The organism is Staphylococcus sp. FSL K6-3157, assembly GCF_038005145.1.
Taxonomy (GTDB): domain Bacteria; phylum Bacillota; class Bacilli; order Staphylococcales; family Staphylococcaceae; genus Staphylococcus; species Staphylococcus equorum.
This window is the reverse complement of sequence record NZ_JBBOSM010000001.1, coordinates 1,810,802-1,827,231: the sequence shown is the minus strand read 5'-3', so window position 1 is coordinate 1,827,231 and position 16,430 is coordinate 1,810,802. Positions and strand designations below refer to the sequence as shown.

The 16,430-nt window shown below is 33.2% G+C and carries 17 protein-coding genes; 13 read left to right on the top strand and 4 right to left on the bottom strand.

Annotation, left to right across the window (positions count from 1 at the left end; translation table 11 throughout):
- Window positions 1–45 precede the first annotated feature (45 nt).
- Both cyoE and MHB47_RS08750 read left to right on the top strand, forming a co-directional pair.
- Window positions 46–957 (top strand): heme o synthase, encoded by a 912-nt coding sequence (gene cyoE, locus MHB47_RS08755; RefSeq protein ID WP_002507983.1) that lies wholly within the window; start codon window positions 46–48, stop codon window positions 955–957.
- 24 nt (window positions 958–981) lie between these two features.
- Complete coding sequence (locus MHB47_RS08750; RefSeq protein ID WP_002507982.1) at window positions 982–1,443, top strand: DUF420 domain-containing protein; 462 nt, start codon at window positions 982–984, stop codon at window positions 1,441–1,443.
- Between the two features lie 142 nt (window positions 1,444–1,585).
- Here MHB47_RS08750 and MHB47_RS08745 read toward each other — a convergent pair whose 3' ends face one another.
- Complete coding sequence (locus MHB47_RS08745) at window positions 1,586–3,844, bottom strand: excinuclease ABC subunit UvrA (RefSeq protein ID WP_340756205.1); 2,259 nt, start codon at window positions 3,842–3,844, stop codon at window positions 1,586–1,588.
- A gap of 187 nt (window positions 3,845–4,031) precedes the next feature.
- On the opposite strand from MHB47_RS08745, the gene MHB47_RS08740 reads away from it, so the two are divergent.
- The gene (locus MHB47_RS08740) at window positions 4,032–5,081 is read left to right on the top strand and encodes a CAP-associated domain-containing protein (RefSeq protein ID WP_340756203.1); all 1,050 of its coding nucleotides are present in this window, start codon (window positions 4,032–4,034) and stop codon (window positions 5,079–5,081) included.
- Window positions 5,082–5,098: 17 nt separating this feature from the next.
- Window positions 5,099–5,533, top strand: coding sequence for a YlbF family regulator (locus tag MHB47_RS08735; protein WP_340756201.1), 435 nt, complete (start codon window positions 5,099–5,101; stop codon window positions 5,531–5,533).
- Window positions 5,534–5,622: 89 nt separating this feature from the next.
- Here MHB47_RS08735 and MHB47_RS08730 read toward each other — a convergent pair whose 3' ends face one another.
- Window positions 5,623–6,543, bottom strand: coding sequence for a glycerophosphodiester phosphodiesterase (locus MHB47_RS08730; RefSeq protein WP_021338668.1), 921 nt, complete (start codon window positions 6,541–6,543; stop codon window positions 5,623–5,625).
- A 129-nt stretch (window positions 6,544–6,672) separates the two neighbouring features.
- Here MHB47_RS08730 and MHB47_RS08725 point away from each other — a divergent pair, with 129 nt between their 5' ends.
- Window positions 6,673–6,924 carry a YlbG family protein gene (locus tag MHB47_RS08725; protein ID WP_002507977.1) on the top strand — a complete coding sequence of 84 codons (252 nt, stop codon included), beginning with the start codon at window positions 6,673–6,675 and terminating at the stop codon, window positions 6,922–6,924.
- A gap of 103 nt (window positions 6,925–7,027) precedes the next feature.
- Here MHB47_RS08725 and MHB47_RS08720 read toward each other — a convergent pair whose 3' ends face one another.
- Window positions 7,028–7,417, bottom strand: coding sequence for a DUF7147 family protein (locus MHB47_RS08720; RefSeq protein WP_340756200.1), 390 nt, complete (start codon window positions 7,415–7,417; stop codon window positions 7,028–7,030).
- 69 nt (window positions 7,418–7,486) lie between these two features.
- Between MHB47_RS08720 and rsmD the strand changes: the two genes are divergently transcribed.
- Together rsmD and coaD are read left to right on the top strand one after the other, a co-directional pair.
- Window positions 7,487–8,029 (top strand): 16S rRNA (guanine(966)-N(2))-methyltransferase RsmD, encoded by a 543-nt coding sequence (gene rsmD / locus MHB47_RS08715; RefSeq protein ID WP_002512273.1) that lies wholly within the window; start codon window positions 7,487–7,489, stop codon window positions 8,027–8,029.
- A 1-nt stretch (window position 8,030) separates the two neighbouring features.
- Entirely contained in the window at window positions 8,031–8,516 is a 486-nt protein-coding gene (gene coaD, locus MHB47_RS08710; RefSeq protein ID WP_002507974.1) for a pantetheine-phosphate adenylyltransferase, read from the top strand.
- 165 nt (window positions 8,517–8,681) lie between these two features.
- Here the strand turns inward: coaD and MHB47_RS08705 are convergent, their stop codons facing one another.
- Window positions 8,682–9,815 (bottom strand): nucleotidyltransferase, encoded by a 1,134-nt coding sequence (locus MHB47_RS08705; protein WP_002507973.1) that lies wholly within the window; start codon window positions 9,813–9,815, stop codon window positions 8,682–8,684.
- 126 nt (window positions 9,816–9,941) lie between these two features.
- Between MHB47_RS08705 and MHB47_RS08700 the strand changes: the two genes are divergently transcribed.
- The 6 genes from MHB47_RS08700 (at window position 9,942) to pheT (ending at window position 16,384) form a co-directional block, all read left to right on the top strand.
- Window positions 9,942–10,487 carry a YceD family protein gene (locus MHB47_RS08700; RefSeq protein ID WP_002507972.1) on the top strand — a complete coding sequence of 182 codons (546 nt, stop codon included), beginning with the start codon at window positions 9,942–9,944 and terminating at the stop codon, window positions 10,485–10,487.
- 84 nt (window positions 10,488–10,571) lie between these two features.
- Entirely contained in the window at window positions 10,572–10,745 is a 174-nt protein-coding gene (rpmF, locus tag MHB47_RS08695) for a 50S ribosomal protein L32 (protein ID WP_002507971.1), read from the top strand.
- A gap of 132 nt (window positions 10,746–10,877) precedes the next feature.
- On the top strand, window positions 10,878–11,819 hold the full coding sequence (locus MHB47_RS08690) for a M23 family metallopeptidase (RefSeq protein WP_056935470.1): 942 nt from the start codon (window positions 10,878–10,880) through the stop codon (window positions 11,817–11,819).
- A gap of 26 nt (window positions 11,820–11,845) precedes the next feature.
- Complete coding sequence (locus tag MHB47_RS08685; protein ID WP_069818694.1) at window positions 11,846–12,586, top strand: TrmH family RNA methyltransferase; 741 nt, start codon at window positions 11,846–11,848, stop codon at window positions 12,584–12,586.
- A 337-nt stretch (window positions 12,587–12,923) separates the two neighbouring features.
- Entirely contained in the window at window positions 12,924–13,982 is a 1,059-nt protein-coding gene (gene pheS / locus MHB47_RS08680; RefSeq protein ID WP_002512277.1) for a phenylalanine--tRNA ligase subunit alpha, read from the top strand.
- The gene (gene pheT / locus MHB47_RS08675; protein ID WP_340756195.1) at window positions 13,982–16,384 is read left to right on the top strand and encodes a phenylalanine--tRNA ligase subunit beta; all 2,403 of its coding nucleotides are present in this window, start codon (window positions 13,982–13,984) and stop codon (window positions 16,382–16,384) included. Before pheS ends, pheT begins: the two co-directional genes overlap by 1 nt.
- Window positions 16,385–16,430 lie beyond the last annotated feature (46 nt).

Below are 16,430 nucleotides of genomic sequence, written 5' to 3'. Positions count from 1 at the left end.
ATTTAATATATCATTGTATTATATGAAAAAAATAGGAGGGAAATTATGAACAAAGAACAAACTTTGTCACATAATTCTAGTCGTGTAACTTTTAAAGAGTTACAGCAAATCATCAAAACAGGACTTGTACAAGGAAACTTACTGCCTGCATTTGCTGGTTCATGGCTTGCAATTGTGTTGGCGAATCATTCCTTCCTCTCGTCAATACCACAAATCTTAATGATGTTGGTGGGCTCTACGTTAATTATGGGGGGCGCATGTGCTTTAAATAATTACTATGATCAAGATATTGACAGTATCATGCCAAGTAAACAACAGAGACCAACAGTTAATGAGAGAATCTCAGACAGAAATCTATTGATTCTCAGTTTTGGAATGATGCTTATAGGGGAGGCATTTCTATTTGCGTTAAACATACCTTCGGGAGTAATTGGCTTGATAGGAATCGTTGGGTATGTTTCGTTTTATTCTATTTGGTCTAAACGTCATACGGTTTGGAATACAGTAATTGGTAGTTTTCCAGGTGCAGTGCCACCATTAATTGGTTGGACTGCAATAGAAGGAAACATCAGTTTGGTAGCAGTAGCACTATTCTTAGTAGTATTCTGTTGGCAACCGGTTCATTTTTATGCGTTAGCAATTAAGCGTAAAGATGAATATTCATTAGCAAATATTCCAATGCTACCATCCGTTAAAGGGTTTAGTCGTACGAGAGTAAGCATGTTAATATGGCTTGTTTTCTTATTACCACTACCATTTTTACTTAGCACTTTAGGCACAACGTTTATTGTAATCGCAACATTGTTGAATTTAGGTTGGGTGTACATGTGGTTAACAAGCTTTAAGAAAGATTTAGATGAAACGAAATGGGCAACAAAAATGTTTATTTATTCATTGAATTATTTAGTAGTATTCTTTGTGCTCGTTGTCGTCGTGTCATTAATTCAAATGTTCTAATAATTAATAATGAGGATGTATTATATGAATTTACCAATTTTACCTACTTTAAGTACAAGTTTTATTATTATTAGTGCGATCTTAGTTGCAATAGGTTGGCGCAAAATTTGGAAGAGAGAAATTGAAAGTCATAAAAAAGTAATGCTAAGCGCAGCGTTTTTTGCACTCGCATTCTTTATCATTTATGCTTCAAGAACGATTTTCGTTGGTAATACTGCTTTCGGCGGTCCAGATTCAGTGAAAATTTATTACACAATATTCTTAGTATTCCATATCAATTTAGCAACAATTGGTGCAATTTTAGGTGTATCACAAATCATCACGGCCTTTAAAGAGAAATTTAAAGTGCATAGATTTGTCGGCCCGATTGCATCGATTATATGGTTCTTTACTGCAATTACTGGTGTAGCAGTTTATGCTTTACTCTATGTAATTTATCCTGGCGGAGAGACTACATCGCTAATTAAAGCAACATTTGGATTGTAACTAATATTTTTGACTTACTGTTAGTCATTTTACGGAAAGATTATCGGCATATAATAAAAATGGTAAGCAATCAAATTTTGATTGCTTACCATTTTTTAATTACAGCGATATCGTTAATAAACAACAATACCGAAGGTTCAATCTAGTTACCTAAATATCTTAGTAAATGTTTTGCAGTTACAGAAGCTTTAATGTCTAATAACCCTTTTGTTTTTCCTTCATATAGCAATTGACCACCTTGTCCACCAGCATAAGGGCCTATATCAATGATCCAGTCTGCATGAGTCATCATGGTTAAGTTATGTTCTATTACTACTACTGTGTTGCTGTCATCAATAAGTTGATTAAAACAGTCTAATAAGATAGGTATGTCATCTTCATGCAATCCTGTTGTAGGTTCATCGAAGACAAAAGTTTGGTGATTTACAGTACGTGTTAAATATTTACTTAGTTTCACACGTTGAATTTCGCCGCCTGATAATGTATTTAATGTTTGACCTAATGTCATATAATTAAGTCCCGTAGATTTTAAAGCATTTAAAGGTGTTGAAATATTGTGTTTTGAATGGAAGAATTCGATTGCTTCATCTACAGTTAGCGCAAGAATATCTGCGATTGAATAACCAGCTATTTTTGCATCAAGAACTTCTGGTTTATATCTTAAGCCGTCACAAACATCACATGTTTGAGTAAAATCTGGCATAAATGCAAGCTCAGTTTTTAAAATTCCTTTACCATGACACTCTGGACAGGCGCCTTCTGAATTATAACTAAACATAGATTTTTTTAATCCAGTTTCTTCACTGAAATAGCTTCGTACTTCATCAAATATATTTAAATAAGTGAGTAAGTTAGAACGACTTGATGCATGTACAGGTTTTTGATCAATAAAAATAGTGTCTTGTAACTGACCTAATCCTTCATGAATTAAAGAACTTTTGCCGGAACCTGCGACACCAGTCACTACAGTCATAGCTTGTTTAGGTATTTTAGTTGAAACATTTTTTAAATTATTACGAGAAATATTAGAAAGTTTAATATAATCTTGGATTTCTCTAGGTTGTGATTTAAGATTATGCATTCTTCGTAAAGCAACGCCTGTACTCGTAGTTGATTTTAATAAAGTATTGTAAGACCCGGTAAATGTAATTTCTCCACCGTTTTTTCCAGCAAGTGGACCTAAATCTACAACGTGATCAGCAATTCGTATAACATCAGGGTCATGTTCAACGACCAACACAGTATTTCCTTTGTCTTTTAAAGATTGTATGATTTCATTTATACGTTGTATGTCATCAGGATGCAAACCAACACTAGGCTCATCTATAATGTAAACTAAATCGCTTAGAGGGCTATTAAGGTGTCTTATTAATTTAATACGTTGTGATTCACCACCAGAAAGCGTGGTAGTTTCTCTAGATAAAGTTAGGTAATTAAGCCCGATATAACTTAAAGATTGTAGCTGTTTTTGTAGTGGTTCAATGATGACGCGGGCTTTATCTGAGTGAATGTTTTTAATGAAATCTAATGCATCATCAATGGATAATTGAGTGAAATCTGAGATGTCAAAACCATTAATTTTACATTTTAAAATATCTGGATGTAATCTTTTTCCATGACATTTCGGACATTCTTTTGAAGTTACGACACGATCTATGGCATCTCTAAATTTATTTTTTTCAAAATTATCATTGAGTAAAAAAGAACGTCTAAACCGATGAATTAAACCTTCGAATTTGGCTGTTTTAGGCCAATTATCAGGTGGGTTTTTCAGTTTAGTAGGCTTTGTATATAGCAATGTATTAAGTTCTTCTTGTGTATAATCTTTTAATTTTTTATCATTATCAAATAACCCTGTATACAAATAACGCTTTCCTCTCCAACTATCTGGTCTAAAAGAGGGGAATCGTATCGCATCTTCATTTAATGATTTATTGAAATCTAACAGCTCATTTAAGTCTATATCTTCCACATAGCCTAGACCTGAGCATGTATCGCACATCCCTTTAGGATTGTTAAATGAGAATATGTCAGAGTAACCCACAAAAGGTTCTCCGATTCGAGACCATAATAATCTCACTGAAGCATATATATCAGATATTGTACCTACTGTAGAGCGCGAATTACCACCCAATCGTTTTTGGTTGATAATCATAGCAACTGGTAGGTGTTCAATCAAATCTACTTTTGGTTTTGAATATTGAGTTAATTGATGTTGTATATATGTAGAATATGTTTCATTTAAAAGACGTTCTGACTCGGCAGCAATGGTATTAAATACTAGTGAAGATTTTCCTGAACCTGAGCGACCAGTAAAAACCGTTATTTGATGCTTGGGTATATCGACAGAAACATTTTTCAAATTATTTTGTTTTGCACCGTGAATACGAATTGTTGTCATGACTTTCACCTCTCAATTATCACTATACCCAAAAAAGGGTGATGTATCACTTGTATCGCTGAATCGTAAAAATGTGTATTTTAAATGACCTGTGCTAATCTTAACAAAGAATTTACAACGTCATACCTTGCTTGTGACATAATGAAACATGTACAATAAATGAAAGTAATATATAGGTGGGTGAGCGATGAAAAAACTAATAATTAAAATTGTTGGTGTATTATTATTAATTTGTTTTTTAATTTATCTATTTTACTCACCGCGTTTAAAGTTTGACGTACTCGAAAATCCTAATAAAGATTCAACAAAAACGACTCAAAATAAGGATGCTCAAAAAACTGAGACAAACGCTGAAAACCCTAAACCTGAAAAGGGCGTAAGTACGTGGGTTGGTCAAAGCTTAGATGAATTAACTGATAAATATGGTCAAGCTGATCGAGTTTATCCATATAAAAATAATTTTAAAAATTATGTATTTAAGCAAAAAGATAAATATTATTTGATTACTACTAAAAAAGGGATTGTTAAGTCTGTTTATGCGACAGGTAAAGATGCTAATGTAAATCCAATAAAGATACAGGATGATGCGTCAAACGTTTTTGAAAAATATAGTATCAATCCAGAACCAATGATTTCTGTAAATGGTAAGCAATATCAATTAGAATTATCTGATTCAGATATGAAAACACAAGCATTAATTAAATTCAAAGATATCTATGCTCAAGTCTACATAGATCAGCAATCTAATGAGGTAGTCGCGGTTAGATATTTAGATAGTGAAGCTTTGGCAGCATTTAAACCGTATCAAATGTTATCTACCAAAGAAGATAAAGAAGTTAAAAGTAAATATAGTAATATTACTTATGAGCAAAACTCAAATCAGCTGACTACACTTTATGAAATTACAAATGAAATGAGAAAGTTAAAGGATGCTGAGCCATTGAAGGTTAATAATCAATTGACGCATATTGCCTCATTTAACTTGTATGAAGCAATTGGTACTGATAGTGTTGAATTTACTGAAGATGCTTTAAAACAACAGTTAAATGAGCAAGAAGTGCCATTTGTATCTGCTAGTCAAAATGTAGGCTATGATTTTAACGAAGTTCCAACTTTAATACATAGTTGGCTCAACTCAGATATTCATAGATCTAGGATGTTAAACTCTAAATATAATGAAATGGGTGGCGAAGTAACGAATGGTTACTACACAATTATTTTTGTTGAAGATAAATAGAAAGGAGATTTGTAACGATGATTACTGAAGAAACATTAACAGTGCTTGATGAAATTGAAGCACTTAGTGATAAAATACTTGAATCAAGATTATATAAAGAATATAAAGAGGCTGAACAACAATTAACGGATAATGATGAGGCACACTTACTATACCAAGCATTTTTGAAATCAAAAGATAAATATGATGAAATTATGCGTTTTGGTAAATACCACCCTGATTACCAAACAGTGATGTTGGACACACGTAAACGTAAACGTGCGTATGAAATGTTGCCAGTTGTAATGGATTTTAAACAAAAAGAAGTTTTACTACAGGATTTAATAGATGAAGTGATTGTTAAAATTGCATACGCTGTTTCTGAAAATGTAAAAATTGAAACAGGCAATCCATTTTTCCAAAAAGATGCAAGTGGTTGTGCTACAGGTGGATCATGTAACTGTTCTCTTTAAGCTGAATTTTAAGAGTTATCAATAAGAAATATTGAAAAAGCTGGGACGCCTCATTGAGGTTTCCCAGCTTTATTGTGAAGCATGCGTTGCTAGTGATAAGTATGTTTAAAGCGTTCTGCTAAATCGGGTCTATCAGTAACAAGGGTATGCGCACCATTAAAAATCAAATCATTCATTAAGTCGAGATTATTCACACCATAATAACCTGGAATGATATCACGTGTGTTTAGCCATTGAATGAATCTTGGTGAAGTTAGTTTAATACCTTTGAATGAAACAGGCATTTGGAAAGTGTGCGCACGTGGTTGAAAGCTATTGCCTAGTCCTAAATAGAACTTTAAGAAACCTTCTGCAACTTCACTTTGACCTGCGCCAATGGCTACTGTACCATTACTTATTATATTAAAACGTTCAATTTGTTTACTATGGAAACTTGTTACTAATACGCGATCTTGAGCATTATTAGCAACAATATCCTCAAATATAATTTCTGGTACAAGATGGCCATGTTCACTTTCAGGGTCATCTTTTAAATCAACATTAATCAATTGATTTGGATATAATTTAAGTAATTCATCAAAAGATAAAATATAAGCATCTTTGTGGCCTCTATAAGGTTTATGACCGTTTATATCTACAAAATGATATCCTGAATCTAACTGTTTTATCTCTGCTAAAGTATGTTCGGATACTTTACCTGACCCGTTAGTCGTACGATCCACGTCTACATCATGGAAAACGATGAGTTTTCGATCTTTTGTAAGTCTTACATCTGTTTCAAATCCATCAATCCCGTGTGCTGCTGCATTATCAAAAGCAAGTTTAGTTTGCTCTGGTCTTACAGCCATGCCACCACGATGGGCAAATATATATGGTGCAGGTTTAGAAAAGAAAGATGGTATACTTTGATTATTCGGTTTAGCTTTATATTTAGTAAGTAAAAATACACTGCCGACTAAACCAAGTGTACTTAAAAATCCGCCCTTAATTAATTTATTGATTTTTGTCACGAGCAATCCTCCTCAGTTTTGAGTATATAAAGTAATATAGCAAATGTTTGTGATACATCAAAATAATTGTTATTTCTAAAAATAAAAAGACATGATATTATATAAAGGCTAATAATTGGAGTGAAAAATATGAACACTATAGCTAGAACAAGTTTGATAATTTATTTAAAACATATGAAACACGAAAGACAAGTAAGAAAGTTTGGCCATATTGTAAGTGTAAATAGACAACAACGCTATGTTGTAATGTATATAAATGAAGAAGAAGCGGATCAAATTGTTGAAAAATTAATGAAGCTCAAATATGTAAAGGATATTGAAGGCTCACCTTATAAATATTTGAAAAAGGTTTATGAAAAAGAACAGCATGAAATATCTTGATTTTTTGTATCTGATTAAAAGAAATGTAGCTAAAGAGTTAATATGAATGAGTTAAAAAGCCACAATAGTACAGTGATTGTCTACAGTGGCTTATTTTATTCAATTATTGCAATGGTGGAATCCATCTCTGTAGTCTTAAAACACTGATTAAGTAGTTAAAATATAAATCGATGTCGTGGAAGGTTTCACTAGGTTGTACATCTACCTCTTTGATATCTATATTATATAGTCTTGCTTGCTCATTGATCATTTCAAACTTTTTATTGGAATTAGGATAGGGATAATTTAAAGCATTAACCATGATATACATAGCTTGGAAGTGATTTTCACTTGTAGGATGCATAACGATTGCTACTGAAGAAGTTTTTTTCTCGAAAGTAGCAGCGTGGAAATAAACAATATGGTCGATACGTTTGAAATTATATTCTATTAAAGTGTTAAATTCGAATAAGTCTGTGAGGCCTTCGCCTAATTTTATAAATGATTGTTTCATTATTGTATCCTCCTTATCATGCAGTATGCATTATATAAAATTTGATTTAAGAATGGAAGTGTTAATAATATGAGAGTGATTTCAGGAATACATAAAAGTAAAGCGCTAGAGAGCATAGAAGGGCGCAATACCAGACCTACAATGGATAAAGTGAAAGAGGGCATTTTTAATAGTCTTCATGAAGTTTCAGGAATAGGCTTAGATTTATATGCAGGTAGCGGGTCTTTAGGTATCGAAGCTTTGTCTCGTGGTATTGATAAAATGATTTTTGTAGATCAAAATTTTAAAGCCGTTAAAGTGATTAAAGCAAATTTAAAGAGTTTGAATATAGAATCGCAAACTGAAGTATATAAAAACAATGCAGACCGTGCGTTGAAAGCACTTTCGAAACGAGATATTCAATTTGATGTAATCTTTTTGGACCCCCCATATGAAAAAGGACTAATAGATGAAGCGTTGAAAGAAATCGCAAAGTTTAATTTATTAAAAGAAAGTGGTATTATCGTTTGTGAGTTCAATCATCACGAAAAAATTAATACTGATCCTTTCCATGTGATAAAGCGTTATCATTATGGACTGACAGACACTTTGTTATTAGAAAAAGGAGATTAAAATGTCTACAACTAAAGCAGTTATTCCCGGAAGTTTTGATCCAATTACCTATGGGCATATAGATATTATAGATAGAAGTGCTGATCGCTTTGATGAGCTTCACATTTGTGTCTTGAAAAACAGTAGTAAAGCAGGAACATTTTCAATTGAAGAACGCATAGAATTGATTAAAGAATCAGTGAAACATTTGGATAACGTTACAGTACATCATTTTAATGGTTTACTTGTTGATTTTTGTGACGATATTGGTGCGCAGACAATAATCAGAGGTTTGAGAGCTGTAAGTGACTTTGAATATGAATTGAGACTGACTTCAATGAATAAAAAGCTAAATAGTGATGTAGAAACAATGTATATGATGACTAGTACAAATTACTCGTTTATTAGTTCAAGTGTTGTTAAAGAAGTTGCTGCATATAAGGCGAATGTTTCAGATTTTGTTCCAGTACATGTGGAAAAAGCATTGAATAAAAAATTTAGAAAATAACTATAAGAACCAAATGCTACATAACAAATTGGAAAATGGCTCTAGACTTTGTATGAAATCGCTGAACTGTAGCTATTCAAGTAGGCAACTGGATAATTAAAAATGGCTGACTTCATACTTTTAGGCATGCGGTCAGCCATTTTTAATTTATGATTATTACACTTTTTAAACACGTATGACAGGTGTATTGAAGTCGGTAGCGGTATTATTAGAAAGAAAATTATAAATTTGAGTGGCGTGTATTTCGTTCGTAAAATAATGCGCGTTTTGTTTGTTGACTTGTGTTATATAATTACGCTCTGGAAAAGTGTTCTTTAAATATTTTAAATACTGTTGTCCTTTTTGTGTCATGCCCAATACTCTAACTGCTTCAATTGTTGAAGGTTTATCTTGTTGTTTGAAATTCAGTAAAATGTTCATAAGTAAACGTTGGATATGCGTATATGTATAACGCTTTGACTTAATTAATTTCATTAAATGTTCAAAAGAAGTAGCTTCATTGATTAAATGCACTAAACGATGTTCTAACCCTTCACTCATTAAGTGGATTTGTTCTAAAGTTTGCACATCTTGGCTTAAAATTGCGTATTTGATATAAGTGAAGGTATCTTCAATTGAAACTTGGGGCGCTTCATAAAGAGTTTGAGCCGATTCAGGAACAACTTTTTTCCATTGGTCATCACCTGTTTGAATTGATTTACGAATCGAAGTACCACTTGCAAAAGCAAAGTTTGAAATCAAATCATCATGATGAGCGCTTTGTTCTCGAGTTATCGTCCAGGGTTGGATGGTTGGTGCCCATTTTTGAATCGCACGCACATATGATATCCCTAAAGTGTTATTAGGTGATGAAAGTAATGAATGGTCAGAGATAAGTTCACTAATGATTCGTGGATAGCTTTTACCTTCTTTAGATTTCTCTGAAAATTGTGGTGAATCTTCTACTTTATTCATTTCTTGTGCAAGTGATAAAAATGCATTTATATCACCAGATTCACTTCCGAATGATAAATGATTAACATTTAAATAATCTGCGACTTGAACTGCAGTCTCTGCAAAATATTGTCCTGCAGAAATTGCAGAGTAGGCAGGTAATTCAATAACTAAGTCGACAGCGGTTAACGCCATTTGTGTTCGCGTAAATTTATTATAAATTGCTGGTTGGCCTCTCATTACAAAGTTTCCACTCATAATTGCGACAGAAACTTCAGCTTCAGTAATTGACTTTGATTTCTGTGCATGGTATAAGTGACCATTGTGGAAAGGATTATATTCTGTGACTAGTGCAACGCTTTTCATTTGCAATTCTTCCTTTCAGAATTCATTATATATATTGTAACAGATGTAAATGTGTTAAGAAAAAATCTTGACAACTTATGTCTATAAAGTTAAAATAAATTTTGTGCTTGTTAGAGGTGAAGCCCTATGAAATGGTCAATAACACAATTAAGAAAATTCCAAGATAAACCATTTGAATTCCATCAAACGGTTAATTTTGATCATTTAGTAAAATCATTAGATTTAATAGATCTATCTGATATTGATGTTGAAGGTGAATTAACCGTCAGATCAAATGAAGTCATTGCAGATATGCATATAACTGGAACGTATACGATGCCGTGTGCACGTACTTTAGTTCCTGTAGAAACTCCTATAGATATTAAATCCCAAGAGATTTTTGATTTAGAAGGATATGATGAATATAGTAATGGCGAAGATAAAGATGAACATTACCATGATGCAACAAACGGTATGATAAATCTAAAAGATATTACTGAAGAACTAGTTATCATTGGAAAACCAATGCGTGTTTTTTCAAACGAAAGCGATCAGATGTTAAGTGAAGGCAATGGTTGGGAAGTTATTGACGAAGAAGAAGCGGTTGAGCTTGCAAAAGATAAGGAAGAATCTGAATCTAAGCAAATTGATCCTAGGCTTCAAAAACTACAACAATTATATGACGAAGAGTAATAGCGGATTTTAATAATCTATAGTATAATGGATTATTGAATCTGAAAATTTCTATTTAGTGTTTGAATATAAGGAGGATATATCATGGCAGTACCAAAAAGAAGAACGTCAAAAACAAGAAAAAATAAACGTCGTACGCATTTCAAAATTTCAGTACCTGGTATGACAGAGTGCCCAAGTTGTGGAGAATATAAATTATCTCACCGCGTGTGTAAGAACTGTGGTTCATACAATGGCGAAGACGTTGTATCAAAATAATTTCATTTAATTAAATGGCTTAATAATAGCCTATACTAATCGTTCACTAATTATTCACTTGATAATTTTTGAGCGATTTTTTATGTTAGTGATAGGTAGTATTTATATTCAGCTGATAGGTTGTGTAAAATTATGGAAACAATTAATGCACAAATAATTATAAATAAAATAGAAAATAGTGATGCCATCTGGCTTTATGAGCATTTTAGTGATTATTTTCAAGAAATTTCTTCTTATAAAGAATTTAAGAAGTTATTAAGTGCGTATAACAGTATTAGAGGAACAAACAGGTTGTATAAGCATTTACATATAAATCGTCAAGATGAGTATATTTGGTTTGATACTAATATGGAATCAGGTGCAAGTGTTATTTTAAATAAATATCAAGAAATTATTGGTATGGCACTAATACCGATTAAGCAATCACATTCAATTAAATTCTCGAAATGTAGTTATACAATCCCTTTACAAGAAGATTGGCTAGTTCATACTGGTGGCGCAAATGAGTTGTTAAATCATCACTATAGATATAAAAATCAACGTAATGCTTTTGATTTTGTAAAAGTAATAGAAGGTTTCACATATAAAGGTGACCCCACAGAGTGCGAGAATTATTTTAGTTATAATGCACCTATTTTAGCTCCGGCAAACGGGGTAGTAGAAGAAGTTGTAGACGGGATTCCTGATTGCACACCTGGAGAATATAATACAATGCATCCCGAAGGTAATTACATAGTTATTAAGCACGGTCGTAATGAATATAGTATGATAGCACATATTAAACCGTATTCGTTCAAAATTGAGAAAGGTGATACATTATTACGTGGACAACATATCGCAAATGTAGGTAATTCAGGAAATGCTTCTGAGCCACATGTACACTTTCAAGTGATGAATCATAAAGATATCCAAACTACTCAAACGTTGAAAATTAAATTTCTCAATAACGCTTCACCAGTTAAAGGTGATATAGTAACATATACAGGAGATAATATTTTAGTGGAAAGTGAAAGCCAGTTTTCTACATTTTTTAAAAATATTAGTACAAATATTAAGCATAAATTTAAGAGTTAAAAATACTAAAATAAAGAGGCTATGCTATGGAAATGATTACTTCGGCTCAAAATAGTAAAGTTAAAAATGCAATTAAATTAAAAAAGAAACGTGAAAGAGATAAGACAGGACGCGCACTTATCGAGGGTTATCATTTAATTGAAGAAGCTTATAAAAGCAATTTAAAAATTGAACAATTGTATGTCGTAGATATTGAAAGACTTGATGATGGCATGATTAATCATGCTGAAGAAGTATTTGAAATTAATTTAAAAGTTGCTGAAGCATTATCAGGTACAGTTACACCACAAGGCTTCTTTGCGGTGATTGAAAAACCTGTTCATGAAACAGCGAATGCACAACAAGTGCTACTAATAGACTGTATCCAAGATCCAGGTAATTTAGGAACATTAATCCGCACCGCAGATGCTGCCGGATTAGATTTAATTGTGCTTGAAAAAGGTACAGCAGACCCTTATCAAGATAAAGTTATGCGTGCGAGTCAAGGCAGCGTCTTTCATATTCCAATTGTGTCACAAGATTTAAGTGAATTTATTGATGGCTTTGAAGGGGGAGTGTATGGTACTGCATTGGACAATGCAGTACCATATAATCAAATACAAAGTGAAGAAAAGTTCGCGCTACTTTTAGGTAATGAAGGTGAAGGTGTAAACCCTGAATTATTGAGTAAAACGTCTCAAAATTTAACAATACCTATCTATGGCAAGGCAGAAAGTTTAAATGTAGCAATAGCTGGTAGTATCGTGATGTATCACTTGAAAGGTTGACCCTTTAATCAATTATCGTATATAATATAGTTAATGATATTTCAAAATAAATATTAACCTTTAAAAAGACGTAGACTATTTTCATACAGTTGCTTAAGGGAGATTATCCGAAGACTGCAAGATAATCCACTGTATTTAGTTTTTTTCACCTTTTTGGTTACTTAAAGAAATTTAAGTCGGACTTCATTTCCGTTATCAATGACAACAAGTGTATGCTTAGGCATAAATTTGGGTGGTACCACGGAAGGCTTTCGTCCCAGTTTCAAGGGATGAAAGTCTTTTTTGCGTTTTTACAAAAAATCACTACACATTAAGATTTTAAATAGGAGGACTATGTATGGCACAGACAGAAGCGATGACTGAGATTAAGCAGCAAGCATTAGTTGATATTAATGAAGCTCAAAATGAAAAAGAATTACAAGATGTAAAAGTTAAATATTTAGGTAAAAAAGGGTCAGTTACTGGTTTGATGAAACATATGAAAGATTTATCTAATGAAGAAAAACCAGCCTATGGTCAACAAGTGAATGAAGTGAGACAAGCAATTGAAGGTGAAATTGAATCACGTCATGAACTTTTAGCGCATGAACAATTAGAACAACAATTAAAAGAAGAACAAATTGATGTTACATTACCTGGCCGTAAAATTTCAATAGGCTCTAAACACCCTTTAACAAGAACGATTGAAGAGATTGAAGATTTATTCTTAGGTTTAGGTTACGAAATTGTTGACGGTTTTGAAGTAGAGAAAGATTATTATAACTTTGAAGCGCTAAACTTACCTAAATCACATCCTGCAAGAGACATGCAAGATAGCTTTTATATTACAGATGAAATATTAATGCGTACACACACGTCTCCTGTTCAAGCAAGAACGATGGAGGAACGCAATGGCCAAGGTCCTGTAAAAATTTTATGTCCTGGTAAAGTTTATCGACGCGATTCTGATGATGCAACGCACAGTCATCAATTTACTCAAATTGAAGGTTTAGTTGTAGATGAAAATATTAAAATGAGTGATTTGAAAGGTACGTTAGAATTATTAGCTAAACAATTATTTGGTGAAGAGAGAGAAATTAGACTACGTCCAAGTTACTTCCCATTCACTGAACCTTCTGTAGAAGTAGACGTTTCATGTTTCAAATGTAAAGGTGAAGGCTGTAATGTTTGTAAGGAAACTGGTTGGATAGAAATTCTAGGAGCTGGTATGGTGCATCCTAATGTATTAGAGATGGCAGGTTTTGATTCAAATAAATATACTGGCTTTGCATTTGGTATGGGTCCTGATCGAATTGCAATGTTGAAATATGGTATTGAGGATATACGTCATTTCTATACAAATGATGTACGTTTCTTAGATCAATTTAAAGCTGTAGAAGATAGAGGTGAAAAGTAATGTTTATTTCAAAAGAATGGTTAGAAAGTTATGTAGATATTAATGAACCAGTTAATGTACTTGCAGAAAGAATTACACGTACTGGTATTGAAGTAGATGATATTGTAGATTATACAAAAGAAATCAAGAACTTAGTTGTCGGATACGTACAATCTAAAGCGCCTCATCCAGATGCTGACAAGCTAAATATATGTTTAGTAGACATTGGTGAAGCAGAACCGGTTCAAATCGTGTGTGGTGCACCTAATGTTGATGCTGGTCAGACAGTCATTGTAGCAACAGTAGGTGGCAGATTACCTGGCGGCATAAAAATTAAACGTGCTAAATTACGTGGAGAACGTTCAGAGGGTATGATTTGTTCCCTTCAAGAAATTGGTGTGCCAAGCAATCTTGTCCCTAAAAAATTTGAAGATGGTATTTATGTCTTTTCGTCTGAAGTGACTCCAAGTACAGACGCTATGACTGCACTATATTTAAATGACCAAGTGATGGAATTTGATTTAACACCAAACAGAGCTGACGCATTAAGTATGATAGGTACAGCTTATGAAACAGCAGCGTTATACAATGTGTCAATGAAGAAACCAGAAACAAATAGTAATGAGGTTTCTGAACAAACGTCAGATGAAATCAGCGTGAACATTCAAAATAAAGATAAGGTAGCATATTACAGCGCAAGAGTGGTGAATGGTCTAACAATCGCGCCATCTCCAGAGTGGATGCAAATGCGTTTAATCAAAGCAGGCATTCGCCCAATCAATAACGTCGTAGATATATCAAACTATGTACTTTTAGAATACGGTCAACCACTACACATGTTTGATAAAGATCAAATAGGTTCAAGTCAAATAGAAGTACGTCAAGCTCATGCTGATGAAAAAATGACTACTCTAGATGATCAAGAAAGAATATTGAAAGACAGTGATATTGTTATTACAAATGGCACAAATCCAATAGCAATAGCTGGTGTAATGGGTGGCGATTTCTCAGAAGTGACTGAATCAACAACGAATGTTGTGATTGAAGGCGCGATTTTTGACCCTGTTTCTATTAGACATACTTCAAGAAGATTAAACTTAAGAAGTGAAGCCTCTAGTCGTTTTGAAAAAGGTATTGCGACAGAATTTGTAGATGAAGCGGTAGATAGAGCCTGTTATTTACTACAAACTTATGCGGGCGGTTCAGTAACTCAAGGTCGTGTGGCAGAAGGCGATTTAGGTCAATTTGTTACCCCAATTGAAATTTCTATTGATAAAGTAAATACAACAGTAGGTTTTGAACTATCAGCGGAAGAAATTGAAGCGATTTTTGTACAATTAGGATTTGGAACAACTAGAAATGAAGATATCTTAACTGTTATGGTACCGTCTCGTCGTAAAGACATTACAATAAAAGAAGATTTAATTGAAGAAATTGCACGTATGTATGGTTATGACGAAATCCCATCAACATTACCTGTGTTTGAGGAAGTAACACATGGTGCTTTAACGGATAGACAAGGTAAGTCTCGTGTCGTGAAAGCAACACTAGAAGGTGCTGGTTTAAGTCAAGCAATAAATTATTCATTGGTAGACAAACAAAGAGCGAAAGATTTCGCACTACAAGAACGCGCTACAATTGATTTATTAATGCCGATGAGTGAGGCGCATGCTACTTTGCGACAAAGTTTGATACCTTATTTAATCGATGCAGTTTCCTATAACGTCGCACGTAAAAATAATAATGTGCGCTTGTATGAACTAGGGCGTGTATTCTTTGGTAATGGCGAAAGTGAATTACCAGATGAAGTTGAATATTTAAGTGGCATCTTAACAGGTGATTACACAGTTAATGCTTGGCAAGGTAAGAAAGAAGAAGTTGATTTCTTTGTTGTCAAAGGTATCGTAGATCGCATTGCCGAAAAACTGGATATCCAATTTGACTATGAATCTGGAGAAATTGATGGCTTACATCCTGGTAGAACAGCTATGGTTAAATTAAACGATGAAATCATTGGTTTTGTTGGTGAATTACATCCTCAAGTTGAAAAAGAAAATGACTTAAAACGCACATACGTTTTTGAATTAAATTATGAGAAATTGATGGCTGTCTCAGTTGGATATATTAATTATCAACCAATCCCTAGATTCCCAGGTGTATCAAGAGATATTGCTTTAGTTATCAATCGTACAATACCTTCAGCAAAATTAGTGAAAGTCATTGAAAATCATGGTGGAGAAATTTTACAAAAAGCCGAAGTATTTGATGTTTATGAAGGCGAACACATTGCTGAAGATGAGAAATCAATTGCAATTCGTTTAGCTTATTTAGATACACAACAAACACTTACAGATGACAAAGTAAATGCAGTACATGAAGACATCTTAGTTGCTTTACAAGCAGAAGGTGCAACAATTAGATAAAATAGTGTAATTTAAAAACCTTGGCAGACCATTATTATGGGATGCC

Excerpts from the sequence above, each read along its gene's own strand:
- cyoE (WP_002507983.1), top strand. The coding sequence starts at position 46 with ATGAACAAAGAACAAACTTTGTCACATAATTCTAGTCGTGTAACTTTT.
- MHB47_RS08750 (WP_002507982.1), top strand. The coding sequence starts at position 982 with ATGAATTTACCAATTTTACCTACTTTAAGTACAAGTTTTATTATTATT.
- MHB47_RS08745 (WP_340756205.1), bottom strand. The coding sequence starts at position 3,844 with ATGACAACAATTCGTATTCACGGTGCAAAACAAAATAATTTGAAAAAT.
- MHB47_RS08740 (WP_340756203.1), top strand. The coding sequence starts at position 4,032 with ATGAAAAAACTAATAATTAAAATTGTTGGTGTATTATTATTAATTTGT.
- MHB47_RS08735 (WP_340756201.1), top strand. The coding sequence starts at position 5,099 with ATGATTACTGAAGAAACATTAACAGTGCTTGATGAAATTGAAGCACTT.
- MHB47_RS08725 (WP_002507977.1), top strand. The coding sequence starts at position 6,673 with ATGAACACTATAGCTAGAACAAGTTTGATAATTTATTTAAAACATATG.
- MHB47_RS08720 (WP_340756200.1), bottom strand. The coding sequence starts at position 7,417 with ATGAAACAATCATTTATAAAATTAGGCGAAGGCCTCACAGACTTATTC.
- rsmD (WP_002512273.1), top strand. The coding sequence starts at position 7,487 with ATGAGAGTGATTTCAGGAATACATAAAAGTAAAGCGCTAGAGAGCATA.
- coaD (WP_002507974.1), top strand. The coding sequence starts at position 8,031 with ATGTCTACAACTAAAGCAGTTATTCCCGGAAGTTTTGATCCAATTACC.
- MHB47_RS08705 (WP_002507973.1), bottom strand. The coding sequence starts at position 9,815 with ATGAAAAGCGTTGCACTAGTCACAGAATATAATCCTTTCCACAATGGT.
- MHB47_RS08700 (WP_002507972.1), top strand. The coding sequence starts at position 9,942 with ATGAAATGGTCAATAACACAATTAAGAAAATTCCAAGATAAACCATTT.
- rpmF (WP_002507971.1), top strand. The coding sequence starts at position 10,572 with ATGGCAGTACCAAAAAGAAGAACGTCAAAAACAAGAAAAAATAAACGT.
- MHB47_RS08690 (WP_056935470.1), top strand. The coding sequence starts at position 10,878 with ATGGAAACAATTAATGCACAAATAATTATAAATAAAATAGAAAATAGT.
- MHB47_RS08685 (WP_069818694.1), top strand. The coding sequence starts at position 11,846 with ATGGAAATGATTACTTCGGCTCAAAATAGTAAAGTTAAAAATGCAATT.
- pheS (WP_002512277.1), top strand. The coding sequence starts at position 12,924 with ATGGCACAGACAGAAGCGATGACTGAGATTAAGCAGCAAGCATTAGTT.
- pheT (WP_340756195.1), top strand. The coding sequence starts at position 13,982 with ATGTTTATTTCAAAAGAATGGTTAGAAAGTTATGTAGATATTAATGAA.